Below are 13,742 nucleotides of genomic sequence, written 5' to 3' on the forward strand. Positions count from 1 at the left end.
GCCGCGCCGTGCCGCCCACCCTGTCCGCCCTTGATTGGAGGCCCCATGGATCCGCGCCCCCCCCGGCCGCCCCGCATTACCGAGTTCACCTCGCCGCTCACCATCCCTGGAGGGGGCGTGGCGGGGGCGGAGATCGTTCGCGAACTGCCGCCGGAACTGGCGCTTCCCGTGTGGCAGGCGCTGCGCAGCGTGCTGATGTGGGCGGCCGAGGAGCCGGGCGCGCGCGCCAGTCTGTTCGACCCGCGCGCCATGGAAGACTGGGAGTGCGAGCTGCTGCAGGGGACGTTTGATGCGGACCTGCGCTACCCGCTGGCGGTGCTGGTGGGCGAGCTGGGGCGCGGCGGCGAGGCGCGCAGCGAGCCGGTGGCGCGGGCCTGCCTGTGCGTGACGGAGTGGGCGCTGCCGCGAAAGGCGGTGTCGACGGCGCTGGCGTTCAGCGAGGCGGCGGCGCTGGCGTGGCCGGAGCACCCGCGGTACGCGTGGATGACGGGAAAGCTGCTGCGCCGCTACGGCCGCCTTCCCGAGGCCGAGGCGTGGGTGCGCCGCGCCGTCCGCGTCGCCATCCGCATCGGCGACCCGGAGGGGCACGCCCAGGCGCTGCACAGCCTGGGCGACCTGTTCTACCAGCTGGGGCAGTACGGACGGTCGTCGGAGAAGCTGCACCAGGCCCTGCGGATCGCCCGCAGGCACCGGCTGCGCGACCGCGAAGGCGAGATCCTTCACGACCTGATCGCCTCCAGCGTGGACCGCGGGCGCTATGACGAGGCGGAGCAGTACGCACGCGGGGCGCTGGAGATCTACGGCGACCAGCACCCCGCGCTGGCGCGGCTGGCCTACGACGTCGCCTTCATGTGGGTGCGGCGGGGGTACTTCGGGCGGGCGCTGCCGGTGCTGCTGGAGCTTTCGGTTCTGTTCGACGAGCCGGACGTGCGCGCGCGCGTTCTGGCCTCCACCGCCCGCGCGGCGGCGGGGTGCGGCGACCAGGCGCTGTTCACCCGGCTGTCCACCGAAGCGGTGTCGACGCTGAGCGAGGCGCCGCGCGACCAGAACGGGTTTGCGTACGCCTTCATGCAGCTGGGGATCGGGGCGTCCAGCCTGTCGCTGTGGGACGATTCGCGGGAGATGCTGAACCGGGCTCTGGCGCTGGCCCGCGTACGGTCGGAGTCGGACGTGATCGTCCAGGCGGAGGCGGCGCTGGACGCGGTGAGCGAGCGCCGGATGCTGGATCCGGCGCTCGCTTCATCGGATGGCTTTGCCGCGGAGGACGAGGCGCTTTCTACCCGGTTCGTTCACATGCTGCGCGCCGCGCCGGCCGGGCCGGGCGAGGTGTTCGCCCCGGGAGCCCTCTGCTGATCAGCCCCCGCCGGAGCCCAGAAAGCCGCCGCCCGTGCGCCCGCCGCCCGATCCCAGGAACCCGCCGCCGTTGTCGCCGTTTTCGTCGGTCGGCAGGGTGTCGCCGGGGACAGGGTCCGGGGTGAGGGTGCCGGAGCCGAGCGCGCCGCCCCAGTCGCCCGGGGTCTCCACGGTCGTGCGGCGGGAAGCATCGGGCGCCGCGGTGGCGGTGGGCGACGAGGAGCAGGCACCCAGGACCAGCAGAGCCGCGATGGCGGCAAGGGAAAGGGACTTCATCGAGATCAACTCCTGCGGGTTGCGGAACGTGCGGAAAGAAACAGCCCTGCGCGATAGTTTGTCGTCCACTTTGGCTGAAAACAATCATCCACCCGCCGCAGATGACCGCCCCTGACGGGTCAGCGCTGATACTTAATCCGCGCAAACGCATTCCCCTGCTGGCCCTGAGCCCCGCCCTGCGCACGTTGATGAGCACCGCGGGCGTGCCGTACGAGGTGGCGCAGGACGTGGGATGGGAGGAGCTGGAAGAGGAACTGCGCCTGGCGCCGCCCTCCGCGGTGGTGGTGCTGGACCCGTACGCGGGCGAGCCGTACGGGGCGCTCTTTCCGCGCATCCGCGACCTGCTGCGGCGCTTTCCATCCGTCCCCGTGGTGGCGGCGGTGGAGCTGCGCCCCGAGCTGACGGGCGATCTGCAGACGCTGCTGGAGTGGGGCGTGTCCGAGGTACTGTCGCTGGGGCCGGAATCCACGCCGCGGGCGCTGCGGGCGCGGCTGCGGCAGGCGCACGCACGGCCTTTCAAGCGGGCGATGGAGGCGGCGCTGTCTCAGTACGTGGGGGCGGAGGCGCGCGTGGTGCTGCGGGCGGCGGCGGAGGTGGCGGTGGAGAACGGGCAGGCGCCGGACCTGGCGCGCCGCCTGGGAGTCACGACGCGCACCCTCACCTCGCGCTGCCCGCGCGTGGACCTGCCCGCGCCGCGGCAGACGCAGGCATGGATGCGCGTGCTGCTCGCCTGCATGCTGCTGGATGATCCCGGGCGCACCGTGTACAGCGCCGCCTACGCCAGCGGCTACAGCACCGAGCGGTCGCTGCGGCGGGCGATCACGAGCTTTCTGGGCGTGGACAGCACGGCGCTGCGGCGGGCGGGCGCGTTCGTGACCGCGGCCGCCGCGTTCAACGACCGGCTGCGCGAGGTGCGGGAGCTTGGGCGGGAGCGGCGCCGGCTGCGGAGGGCGCGGGCGGAACTGCAGACGGTGGCGCCCGGAGAGTAGGCGCGCTCACGGCGGCTCCTGCGCGCGGGGATGCCCTTACACCGTTTCACGCGGAGGACGCGGGGGTGGCGGAGGAACGCGGGGGAACTGCGGGGGGGGAACTGCTGGAACTCAAGGGGATCTGGGGAAGAAGGGAAACACGCATCCTTTCCTCCTCGCTTCCCTCACCTGTCCCCGGCCCCGCGCCCTGTGCGATCGCGACGTGCGGAAGCCCGCGGCGGCCCCCCGCGCCCCCCCGCCACCTCCGCGTCCTCCGCGTAAAACGGTTTTCAGCGCGGCGGCCGGCCGGAGCACGGAGGACGCGGAGGAACGCGGGGGAAACACGAACAGGGACCGTCCCCACGGCACATGGCCGCGGGGACGGTCCCCGATCAAGATCAAACTTCCGTGCGGACCGGACTACTCGGAGTACTGCGTCCGAAGCGCCGGGATCCAGGCGGGAATCGGCGTCTGCGTCGAGACGCACCGCCCCTCCACCACTCCGAGCACGTCCAGCATGGCGCCTCGTCCCTGCTCCGGGGCAAAATGCCCCACCAGCAGCTTGAGCGCGTTGTTGGCCGCTTCCGAAGACACGGCCTGCACGTTTCGCTGCGCATCCCGCAGATACCACGCCCGCAGTTTCCGCTCCGTCTTTACGTACGGATCGGCGCCGTCCAGAAATCCGCGGAGCCCCGTGGGGCTCATGCCGATGTCACGGGCAGCCTGGCGAAGCGAGGTGGCATCCACAAAGGTGCGCGCAGCCTCGCGAAGCGTCTCTACGGACGCGGCATCCTTACGCGGCGGCACGTCCCGTCCCCTGTTTTCTGGTGTGGCGCGGCCAGCCAGTCTGACCGATTGGGGGACAGGTTACAGCACGACCCGTCCCTGGACAAGAGGGAGGGAGCCGTTTTCCGTCACAAGCGGTCATTTCCGGCCCCAATCAGCGGGACAGCGCACCCGGACGGGGCATCGGGGCCTCCGGGACCCCTCACCGGCACCGTCCCGCGAGCGCCGGACCGACGTTGCGCACCCGCCTCGCCGCGCCTGCACACCGCGCCGCACGCCGCCAGGGCCGCCGCCGCCCATCCCGCGGGGTTCAATGCTTGATCTTTTCAGCCATCGCGCGTCACTCCGGAGCGGGGCGTCCCCGGCCGCCCGCACGGCTCCGGCGCGCGGGCTTGCGCGTGCGTCGCGCCACGTCGAGTGCCTTTTGCATCCACGGCCGCAGCGCGTCGGGATCTTCCAGCAGTTCGGCGGGAAGCTCGTGGTAGCTCATCAGCATCCGCCCGTCCCCCCACGGATCGAAGGGGCCCATGCCGGCGGCCTCGTAGTCGGGGCGGTTGGTGTCATCCACCTTCAGAAACACCGAGCCGCCGCTGATGAGCGCAAAGAACACCCCCTCGCTGCGCACGCCCACCCCGCCGAACATGGACTTTCCGCTCACCGGCGCCACGCGGCCCATCTGCTCCAGCACGAACTCGCGAAAGTCGGGGCTTACGGCCATGGTGCCTCAGCGGTTCCAGAAGTAGGCGTGCTTGGTCCGCGGATCGATGGCAAGAAAGCCGCGGTCCGGTCCGGTGGTGATTTCCCACACCTTCAGGTACTCGCCCTGACCGCCGGAAAAGGTGCGCGAGCTCAGCGGCCACCACTTGCTCCACCCGGGCGACGGCACGGTGAGTGACTTCTGCCGCTCCGCCGAAACGGGGCGCATGCCGTCCGTCAGCGTGGAAAGCGCGTCGTCGGTGTAGGTGAAGCGCACGAAGCGCTGGTCGCGGTCGCGGTTGAAGCGGGTGTAGATCTCCGTCGCGTTGGCGGGGACGAACGATGGAAGCAGTCCCCGGTCCGTGGCGCGGGCCTCCTGCGCCTCCTGGAATGACCCGAAGTTCTCCTCGGGCGCCTCCATGCGGCGCAGCGAGGCGGGGATGAACGCAAAGCCGATCAGCGCCAGGGTGACGAGGATCAGCGTGCGGATGTTCTTGCGGCGCTGTACCGGATCGTACGGGTCCGGAGCGCCGGGAGCCACCTGGGCCATGGTTGTCCTGACAGACGGATGAGGGCACGGCGGATGAACCGCATCCGCCACGCCGCAAGATAGGGATGCGCCCCGCGCGCCGCGAGCGGGAAATGCCCTACGTGCGGACCGGGTGGCCGCGAGAGGGCCGGCTGGGGCGACTGAAGTCGCGGCAACAACGGCGCGAAGTCCGCCTTCGCGGACTGCGGCGAAAGGTTCGCGCGGCGCCTCGCCATCGGGACTCGCGGGACAGATTCTCGGGTGGCGGGGATCGTGCTACTCGCGATCCTCCGACGGGGCGGCGCACCATCCGCGATCTGCCCGGATGAGCCTGCTCCCGATCACGCAGACGACGGACGGAATGAGATGAGCCAGGATCTGAAGATCCGGTTGGGCGGCGTGCTGTCGATCGTGATCGCAGGGGTTGTTGGGTGGTGGGCCATTCTGCTGCCGCTGCAAAAGGCCCGCGCGGGCGCGCCGGAAGTGTCGATGCAGCTCAAGGCGGCGTACGTGCTGGTGCCGCTCGCGCTGGTGTTCGGCGTGGCGTTCGTGGCGCTGGGCTCGCGCATGCACTACCGGGACACCACCCGCACCCCGCCCACGCTCACCCCGCTGGGCTGGACGCTGTTCGCCCTGGTCGCGGTGCTTTCCGGCGTGCTCTTCTGGGTCGTGCAGAGCCAGCTTTCCGCGATGGGCTACCGCTGACCCGCGCGCCGATGCCGACGACGTCTGCTCCCGCCGTCCGGGGTGGCGGAACGAAGCGGATTCACCCCGCGATCGAGGCCGGTTGAACCCTCACGCCTGTCCGTGAGGCTGTCCGCCATCGTCGCGGCGACGGCGGTTCTCCGCGCCGGGCTGGAACGCGGTGGAAGGACGCAAAGAGGGCCGGGCGGGAGCGAATCCCGGCCGGCCCTCTCCTTCATCCACCCGATGCGCGTCAGTCGGTGCGGACGGCGCGGGTGCTGTCGGCGGTCACGCGGTCGCAGTCGTCCGGCTCGGCGCGCTTGGCCTGCAGCATTTCGCGGAACGCCACCGCGCGGCGGTACATCCCCATGTGCCCGAACATCCCCTCATCCGTCACGTCCGCGCGAACGGTGATGAAGATGGTGCCGTACTCGTTCTCCACCAGGTCGCGGTAGCTGGCGGCCACCGGCCCCGCATCCGTCACCCACCAGCCGGTGCCGCCCATCCGGGGGCCGCGCGCCTGGCCCGGCACGCACGGACTGAAGCTCTGCTGCTCCCAGCTGATGGTGTAGTAGCCGGACACCAGCCGTTCTCCGAACACGTACCGGCTCCCGCCCAAGCTCGAGCTATCGCCCAGCGTGCGGTTGCCGGCCAGGGGAAGGGCGAGCAGCGGGAGCAGGGCGGAAAACAGGGTGCGGATGCGCATCTTTTCCTGCGGCAAGGGGTTGAGCGGGTCGTACACCCCCGTTGGAAGCCGGGTCCGCGCGCAGGGTTGCCCTACTCGCCGCGCTCGATGGCGCGCCGCGCGATGCGGTCCACCACGCCGGGGGCAATCAGCTTGATCCACTGCCCCACCTTGGCGCGCGCCGTCATCACCACTTCCCGCCGCCGCCCGGCCATGGCGGCGATGATGATGCGCGCGCACTCCTCCGGCGTCATCACCCGCGCCTCGTGGACGGGGCTGGATTCCAGCGCGGTGCCGTCCGGCCCCATCGCCCGCTCGCGGATCGCCGTGGATACGAATCCCGGATACACCATCGTCACCGTGACGCCCTCGTCCGCCAGCTCGATGCGGAGCGAGTCGAAGAAACCGGCCATGGCGTGCTTGGTGGCCGCGTAGCCGCTGCGGGTGGGCACGCCGGCGCGGCCCGTGAGGCTGGACACGCCCACGATGCGTCCGCGCGACTTCTTCAGGTGCGGAAGCGCGTACCAGGTGCAGTACACGCTTCCCATGTAGTTCACCCGCATCATCCGCTCGAACGGCTCCAGCGTGGTGAGCTCGTCGAAGCGCGCCCACATGCTGATCCCCGCGTTGTTGACGAGCGTGTCGATGCGCCCGAATTCCGCCACCGCCCGCTCCATCAGCGTCTCGCACTGCGCCTGCACCGCCACGTCCGTGGGGACGACCAGCGTCTGTCCGCCCAGCTGCCGGCACCGCGCGGCGACGGCCTGCAGCTTCGCCTCGTCGCGCGCGGCCAGGACGATGCGGGCGCCCTGCGTGGCCAGCTGCAGCGCCATCTCGGCCCCGATCCCGTCCGAGGCGCCGGTGATGACGACGACGTTGCCGCGAAAGGGAGGACGTGCCATGGACCGCCTGGAGTTGGGAGTGGATCGCGGACGGATCAGCGGCCGCCGGGCGTGGGCCACTCCGCGGCTTCCTGCACACGCTCCATGATCCGGGGCATCAGCGCCTGCATGTACGGGCCCATGATCGTCTGGCTTCCGAGCGAAAGCTCGGCGGTGGTTTCGGCGACGCGCCGGCCGACGGGGGTCTGGTGCCAGGCCGTCATCGCGCGCAGTTCATCGTCCGAGAACAGCCCCGCGTACAGGGCGCTGATCTGCGGCTCCACCTCGGCCCACTTGAACTCGTCCCGGAACGCCTCGCCGACCATGGTCATGAGCTCGGGGGTGGCGGAGTCCCCCGCGCCCTGGCGCACGCCGAGTTCAAACGCGCGGTAGATGCCTTCTTCCACGCGGGCCACGCGAAGAAGTTCGCGCGCCAGGGCCAGCGACTCGGGGCCGGGCTGGCGCACGGTGGCGGCGGTGGCGGCGGTGGCGGGCGCGGCGGCGGGCTGGGCCCACGCGGGGGCGGCGGCCAGCACGAGAGCGAGGAGCGCGAGGATCAGCTTTCTGGTCATCAAGAACACCTGCGGGAAGGGTGCGCCGGGGCGGCGCGGGGAAAAGAGGCGGGCGGGGACCCCGGATAGCGCGATCCCCGCCCGGTTGCGGTGCATCAGCCGCGGCGGCGTTCCAGCAGCAGCAGCATGAGGATGCTGAGCGCCGAGATCCCCTCTTCTTCCGGGGTCAGTTCGGCGAGCTTGTCGATGGCGTACTTGCCTTCCATGAACGCCGGCTGCTTGCTGGCGCGCATCACCACCTGCCCGTCGGGGCGCGTGACGATGTACTTGGGATGAAAGACGTAGCCGGCAAAGATGCCCAGCACCGGGATTTCCGAGAAGAGCGCGTCGCCCACCTTGGCCCAGGGATTTTCTTCGCGCAGATTGAAGGCGAGCTGGTCGCCGTTCATGATCTCGTAGTGCGCCTTCCACAGCGAGCGCATTCCCTTGCGCCGCACCGCGCCGATGGGCGTGCCGTCGGGCGTGGTGAAGTTGTACTGCGCCGACCAGTCGATGACCTTGTTGGCGCGGATGTGATACAGCTCCTGCGTCATGCTCTCATTGGCGAACACCACCACCTGCTCCTTGAGCTTCATGAGCTTCTGCTTGACGTACATGCGCACCGTGCCGGTGGAGTCGCGCACGTAGATCTGCGGAGCGAGGGCAAGCAGCTTGAAGGAGAGCTGAAGGGGATACTGCATCGTCGTGTGTCCTGTGCTGGTGTGTCTGGCGGGTCCCGCGGCGGGAGCGGACACGCTAGCCCGCCGGCTCGCAAACCGCCAGCCCCGGCCAGTGTTTCTGCGCGTGCAGAGCTTTGACGGAACTGCCGTTTCACACGGAGGTCACGGAGGATGCACGGAGGGCACGGAGGAAGGGCAACAGCAATCTCACGCAGAGCAGCAGAGCAGCAGAGAACAGACAGGGACAGGGTTGATGGTGTCCGTGCGTTTCCTCTGCTGCTCTGCTGCTCTGCTGCTCTGCGTGATGAATCCGTTGTTGATCAGTTCCCCCGCGCACATCCGCCACCCCCGCGTCCTCCGCGTGAAAGGGACGAAAGGCATAGGACAAAACGAGAATCGCGGCGGACCGATGGACGGTCCGCCGCGATTTATGTCATCCACCGAAAACCGCCGGGGAGCTTACCGGGCGGCCGCCGGAGCCGCCGCGGGGGTGCGCGGGCCGGCGTTCTTCACGTAGCGGTCCATCCAGTTGATCATTTCCGCCAGCGTGTGCATGGTGCTTTCCCGGGCCCGGTAGCCGTGCGGCTCCAGCGGAAGCACGACGTAGCGCACCGTGGCGCCCTGCCCCTTGAGCGCCGCGTAGAAGCGCTCGCTCTGGATGGGGAAGGTGCCGCTGTTGTCGTCGTTGGCGCCGTGGATCAGCAGGATGGGCTCGTTGATCCGGTTGGCGTACGTGAACGGGCTCATGCGCGTGTACGTGTCCGTCGCCTCCCAGTACGTGCGCTGCTCCGCCTGGAAGCCGTACGGGGTGAGCGTGCGGTTGTACGCGCCGCTCCGCGCGATGCCGGCGCGGAACAGGTCGCTGTGCGCCAGCAGGTTGGCCGTCATGAACGCGCCGTACGAGTGGCCGCCCACGGCGATCTTGTCGCGGTCGGCCACGCCCATCTGCACCACCTTGTCCACCGCGGCCTGCGCGCTGGCCACCAGCTGCTCGATGTACGTGTCGTTGGGCTCGTTCTGCCCCTCGCCCACGATGGGCATGGTGGGGTTGTCGAGCACGGCGTACCCCGCCAGCAGCATGAACAGGTGGCTGATGCCGCCCGGGCGCGAGAAGCGGTTGGGCGAGTCGCTCACCTGGCCGGCCGCCGCGGCGTCGCGGAACTCCGTGGGATACGCCCACATCAGCAGCGGCAGCGGGCCGTCGCGGCGCTGGTCGTAGTTGGGCGGCAGGTACAGCGTGCCGCTCAGCTTGACGCCGTCCGCGCGCTCGTAGCTGATGAGCTGGCGCTGGATTCCCGCCAGCTGCGGCGCGGGATCGGCAAAGCGGGTGATGGCGCGCGGCGCCCCGCCCGACAGGCTGCGCACGTAGTAGTTGGGCGCCTCGGTGATGCTTTCGCGCCGGGTAAGCAGCTGCGTGCCCTCCGGGTTCAGCACGGCCACCACGTTCTCGTAGTACGGGTCTTCGGCGCGCCACAGGCGGCGGCTCTGGCCGGTGCCCAGGTCCATCACGTCCAGGAACGGATAGTCGCCGCGCTCCGAGGCGCCGCCCGAGGTCAGGTACACGCCGCGTCCGTCGGCCGTCATGAGCATGACCGGCGCGCCCGCGGCGTTGGTGGTGAACATGGGCGAGCCCGGATCGCCGTAGCGGTCCTCGTAGCTGCGCTCGCGCAGCAGGCGCGGCGCGGTGCCCGGCGACGACGGGTTCACCACCCAGCGCTTTTCGCGGCGGGTGTTCACCCAGCGCGACCCCACCAGCGCCAGGTCGTCGCGGCCCCAGAAGATGCCGCCGAAGCGCTGGTCCAGCTCGGCCAGCGTCACCGGCGCGGCGGTGAACGGCGCGGTCTGCATGACCACGCGGTCGCGCACGGCGGAGGTGCGGCGCGGGTCGCCGCCGTCCTGCGCCTCGGCCCACACCAGGGTGGCCGGCGCGTCGGAGCGCCACTGCACCTGGCGCGGCCCCGGACGCACGGCGTCAAACGACGACGGCAGGTTGTCGGTCAGCGGGACGTCGGCGATCATCTTGACCGCGCGGCCGTTGCTGGCGTCGAGCACCGCGATTTCCTGCGGAAAGTTGCCCGCCGTCACCACGTAGCTGTACGGCTTCTTGACGCGCGTGACCAGCAGGTGCTGCCCGCCAGGGGCGATGTCGAAGCTGGCGTAGATGCCGGGCGCGCCCAGGTCCGTGCCCCGCCCGCCGGCCAGCGGCACGCGGGTGAGCTGGCTGGTGAAGTAGTAGTCGAACAGCGCCTCGTCGGTGGCGTTGGTCAGCAGGTCCTGGTAGGTGCGCACCGGGGCCGAGCGGCCCAGGTTTTCCTGGATGATGGGGCCGGTGGGCACCTCGGAGGCGCGCGGCGCGGCGCCGCGGCCGGGGCGCACGCGCGCCACGATGAAGCCCGAGTTGTCCGGCAGCCACTCGTACGGCGTGCCCATGGTGGCGTTGAGCTCCGGCCCGGTCACGCGGCGCGGCTCGCCGCTGGCCACGTCCGTCACCCACAGCTCCAGCCCGCCGGTGCCCACGTTCACAAAGGCGAGCCGGCGTCCGTCGGGCGACCACGACGGGTAGCTGATGCGCGCGCCGGCCGGCAGGCGCACCACGCGGGTGGTGCCGCTGGCCAGGTCCTGAAAGGTGATCCCGGTGCTGTACGAGGCGCGGGTGCTGCTGATGCCGTTGGTGCGCGGGCTGATGCGGAACCCGGCCAGCCGCAGTTCCGGCTCGGCCATTTCGGCGATGGTGGGCATCCCCTCGCGGGCCAGCAGCGCCAGCGTGCGGCGGTCGCGGCCCACGAGCACGGCCGGGGTGGGCTGGGCGTTGAGGATGGCGGGGATGGGATCGGGCGGCGTGAGGTAGCCGCCCTGCGCGGCCGCGGGGCCGGCCCCGGCCAGCGTGGCCGCCGCCAGCAGCACGCCCCGCAGGTGAGTGCGCGTGGAGAACATTCGGTACACCAGGATGCGGGTGATTCGAGCGCCACCGCCGGTGGCGGCCCTGGGTTCGCGGACCGGGGACCAGGCCAATCTGCACCGCCCTTGGCGGGTGCGAAAGGAGTAGCACTCCGGGCGCGGAAAGAGGTTGGTATGCGGGTACGACACGCGGCCGGGCGTGAGTGCTGGGAGGAGGGGAAGTGCGTGAGTGCGGGGTGCGGGGTGCGTGAGGGTGGGGATGGTGCCGGTGCGTCGGGCGGGCTTGAGGGCGGCCCCCACCCGGGCTCGTACTACTCGCCACCCTCCCCCAAAAAAAGACTGGGGGAGGTTTTCCCGGCCAGGGCATGCAAGCACTCTCTCTCCCGCTAAGTTGCATGCAATTTGGCCGGTTACACCCTCTCCCCCGGAGCGCGCCAGAAAGGGGGGTGTCAATACTCGGTGCAAAAGACCCTTTCAGGCCATCCGGCGCTGATCGGCAAGGATTTGCATTGCCGTTGCAGCACCTCGTACGGTACTTCGTCGTAGACTTCGCGGAGAATTTCGTGGCTCGTGCGGGGAAAAAGGCGCCTGCGAGCGAAGCGAAGCACATAGGCGCCTTTTTCCCCTTGCTGGCTCCCGGTGTTCGCCGCCCTTTCACGAGGTACCGTGACGCGCGCCAAAGCGTTCTGTCATTGCCCGGCACGTGCGCCGTCCTAACCATGGGTCACACCATCCTCTCATCCGGATTTTACGTGTGGCCATCCACCGCCAACGACAAAGCCCTGTCCCGAAATGCGGGACAGGGCAGGCAGTTGTGCGTTACAGATCTGTATGGTTCAGAGACGGCGCGTGCGATGGCCGGAATGGCTTCCGACAGGCTGCAGGGCACGTCGCGTTAGGCTCGTGTGGTGACCTTTCCCACCCTCGAAAACCCATTCTATAGGCACTGGCGGGTGCGTTCTCTCCGGCGTATTCTGTCGGATAGTGACCTTTTGCCGACGTTTAGGAGCCACCCCCAATTCCCCGGCGGACAATGGCCGACAAACGGCTTATACCGGTGCCCCCTCGCCCACGGCACCGGGAAGGGGAGATCCTGCAGGAGCTTCCGGAACCGCTGGCGTTGGTGCTCTGGCAGCAGGTGAGACACCTTCGCGATTGGGCTGCTGCGGATGAAGTGGTTCGCGGTAAACTCTTTTGTCCAGCGACACCGGACGTCGTAGCCAAGCGGCGGGACGCGTACTCATCCGCACCAGAGTTGTCGCCGCACTTGGATGTGATCTTCGGTGTGCAGCGTGATCCGCTCACCGTGGACGTTAGCCGGGTCGGTGCTGCCTGCGAATCGCTCGCCAGTTGGGCGCTCACGGGAGAGCACGAACAAACCGCTATCGAGTTGGCGGAAACTGGCGCGCTCATAGACGACACCAACCCGAAACTCGCTAACTTAGCAGGGCGCCTCACGCGGAATGCGCACGCCTACGACCGGTCGGAAATCTGGTTTCAGCGCGGAATTAGTTTGGCTCTTGAGCGAAGGAATGTGGTTGAGCGGGTATGGGGGCATCTCGGCTACGGCAGACTGTTTCAGGAGCTAGGCAGGGTGCCAGGGGCACGGAAGCACTTGAATGCGGGTTCACGCCTCGCTTACAAGCACGGGCCGCCTTCACTCGCGGCATCAGCTCAGCACGACTTGTGCGCTCTGTTGATCGTGCGGGGGCACTTGGCGGAAGCAGCGGTCAGAGCACGACGGGCCTTGCTTTGGTATCCGAAGAATCACCCACGGCTTCCGTTGTTCGCAGCGGATGTCGGACTCCTGCTCATCCTAGCCCGCCATTACCGCGCTGCGTCCTGGCTGTTGAAGCGTGTTCTCAAGGTGGTGGATCAAGGGGGAGCACGTGCGGCAGTTGTTGCGCTGGCGGCACGTGCTTCTGCCGGAGCGGGAGACGTGGAAGAAGCAGTCGTGCTGCGCCGCCGCGCTGAAAAGCTCGTCTCCAATCATCCCGTCATGGAACCCGCCGTCCGATGGCACCTCGCGGATTCCCGCCGCCTTTTAGGGGATTGGGATTCTGCCGCGCGAGACGCGGAATCCGCGTTGACGGTCGCACTAACCCGGAACGACAAAGAGGCCGTGCGACTGATTAGACAACTGACGCGGATGGTAGAGCAGCGCACCGTGTCGCCCCCCAAGCAGGGTGTCAGCGGAGAGGTTCGGGACTTCGTTCAGCAGATCGGGCACCGAATTTCGATCTGGTCCCCACGGGTCGGCCCGTGGCCGCCACCGTGGGGAGAGGCTCGGGCCGCCTGAGGCGAAGCAACACCCCTTTAACTGCCAGACCCAAAAGTGACGCCATTTCTGGCCGCCGATCCCGAATCGGCGGCCGTTCTGTTTTCTGAGGTGTCCCCGTCGGAGCGACTTCCGGAGCCGAACGTTACTCCATTGTCGTAAACAGCGCGTGAATCGGGTTCTGCGACGCTCGTTGGAGCGCTGCTGGAACAGCCGTTCAAAATCAAACCGAGGCCAAGTAGCGATACACCCCAAATGCGGCGAGACAGCGTTTTCATGAGCTTCCTCCTGTTTTTCGGGCGCGTAGCTGGGCAGATAGCTGTTTGGGTACGATAGCAGTCCCATACATATTCCGCCAGCTTCGGGGGGTCAAACTGAGGTCATATGCCCCCGTCCGCTGGCGCCCAGCGGTTTGGCTTACAAGGAGCGGCCCTTTAATTTCACGAACAGGAAAATTGCCCGGACGGCGGGCGCACA

The 13,742-nt window shown here is 69.0% G+C and carries 13 protein-coding genes; 4 read left to right on the top strand and 9 right to left on the bottom strand.

Going from position 1 to position 13,742, the window contains the following annotated elements:
* Positions 1 to 45: 45 nt before the first annotated feature.
* Positions 46 to 1,353, top strand: coding sequence for a tetratricopeptide repeat protein (locus HNQ61_RS23335; protein ID WP_170035106.1), 1,308 nt, complete (start codon positions 46 to 48; stop codon positions 1,351 to 1,353).
* Here the strand turns inward: HNQ61_RS23335 and HNQ61_RS23340 are convergent, their stop codons facing one another.
* The gene (locus HNQ61_RS23340) at positions 1,354 to 1,629 is read right to left on the bottom strand and encodes a hypothetical protein (protein ID WP_170035105.1); all 276 of its coding nucleotides are present in this window, start codon (positions 1,627 to 1,629) and stop codon (positions 1,354 to 1,356) included.
* Between the two features lie 188 nt (positions 1,630 to 1,817).
* Between HNQ61_RS23340 and HNQ61_RS23345 the strand changes: the two genes are divergently transcribed.
* On the top strand, positions 1,818 to 2,618 hold the full coding sequence (locus HNQ61_RS23345; RefSeq protein WP_170035104.1) for an AraC family transcriptional regulator: 801 nt from the start codon (positions 1,818 to 1,820) through the stop codon (positions 2,616 to 2,618).
* Positions 2,619 to 3,017: 399 nt separating this feature from the next.
* On the opposite strand, the gene HNQ61_RS23350 is transcribed toward HNQ61_RS23345, so the two are convergent.
* From HNQ61_RS23350 to HNQ61_RS23360, 3 genes are all read right to left on the bottom strand, one after another.
* Entirely contained in the window at positions 3,018 to 3,404 is a 387-nt protein-coding gene (locus HNQ61_RS23350) for a hypothetical protein (RefSeq protein ID WP_170035103.1), read from the bottom strand.
* Between the two features lie 319 nt (positions 3,405 to 3,723).
* Positions 3,724 to 4,101, bottom strand: coding sequence for a TfoX/Sxy family protein (locus HNQ61_RS23355; protein WP_170035102.1), 378 nt, complete (start codon positions 4,099 to 4,101; stop codon positions 3,724 to 3,726).
* Between the two features lie 6 nt (positions 4,102 to 4,107).
* Positions 4,108 to 4,629: a YbbD-related protein gene (locus HNQ61_RS23360; RefSeq protein WP_170035101.1), complete on the bottom strand. Its 522-nt coding sequence runs from the start codon at positions 4,627 to 4,629 to the stop codon at positions 4,108 to 4,110.
* A 345-nt stretch (positions 4,630 to 4,974) separates the two neighbouring features.
* On the opposite strand from HNQ61_RS23360, the gene HNQ61_RS23365 reads away from it, so the two are divergent.
* A complete protein-coding gene (locus HNQ61_RS23365; protein ID WP_170035100.1) occupies positions 4,975 to 5,313 on the top strand; it encodes a hypothetical protein in 339 nt (112 codons plus the stop codon).
* A gap of 232 nt (positions 5,314 to 5,545) precedes the next feature.
* Here HNQ61_RS23365 and HNQ61_RS23370 read toward each other — a convergent pair whose 3' ends face one another.
* From HNQ61_RS23370 to HNQ61_RS23390, 5 genes are all read right to left on the bottom strand, one after another.
* A complete protein-coding gene (locus HNQ61_RS23370; RefSeq protein WP_170035099.1) occupies positions 5,546 to 5,998 on the bottom strand; it encodes a hypothetical protein in 453 nt (150 codons plus the stop codon).
* A 71-nt stretch (positions 5,999 to 6,069) separates the two neighbouring features.
* On the bottom strand, positions 6,070 to 6,879 hold the full coding sequence (locus tag HNQ61_RS23375; RefSeq protein ID WP_170035098.1) for an SDR family oxidoreductase: 810 nt from the start codon (positions 6,877 to 6,879) through the stop codon (positions 6,070 to 6,072).
* Positions 6,880 to 6,914: 35 nt separating this feature from the next.
* Positions 6,915 to 7,430, bottom strand: coding sequence for a DUF2059 domain-containing protein (locus HNQ61_RS23380; protein WP_170035097.1), 516 nt, complete (start codon positions 7,428 to 7,430; stop codon positions 6,915 to 6,917).
* A 95-nt stretch (positions 7,431 to 7,525) separates the two neighbouring features.
* Positions 7,526 to 8,110, bottom strand: a complete 585-nt coding sequence (locus HNQ61_RS23385) for an LURP-one-related family protein (protein WP_170035096.1) — start codon at positions 8,108 to 8,110, stop codon at positions 7,526 to 7,528.
* Between the two features lie 438 nt (positions 8,111 to 8,548).
* The gene (locus tag HNQ61_RS23390; protein WP_170035095.1) at positions 8,549 to 11,023 is read right to left on the bottom strand and encodes a S9 family peptidase; all 2,475 of its coding nucleotides are present in this window, start codon (positions 11,021 to 11,023) and stop codon (positions 8,549 to 8,551) included.
* Positions 11,024 to 12,020: 997 nt separating this feature from the next.
* Between HNQ61_RS23390 and HNQ61_RS23395 the strand changes: the two genes are divergently transcribed.
* Positions 12,021 to 13,286 (top strand): hypothetical protein, encoded by a 1,266-nt coding sequence (locus HNQ61_RS23395; RefSeq protein WP_184430776.1) that lies wholly within the window; start codon positions 12,021 to 12,023, stop codon positions 13,284 to 13,286.
* Positions 13,287 to 13,742 lie beyond the last annotated feature (456 nt).

It is taken from the genome of Longimicrobium terrae (assembly GCF_014202995.1).
Classification (GTDB): Bacteria; Gemmatimonadota; Gemmatimonadetes; order Longimicrobiales; family Longimicrobiaceae; genus Longimicrobium; species Longimicrobium terrae.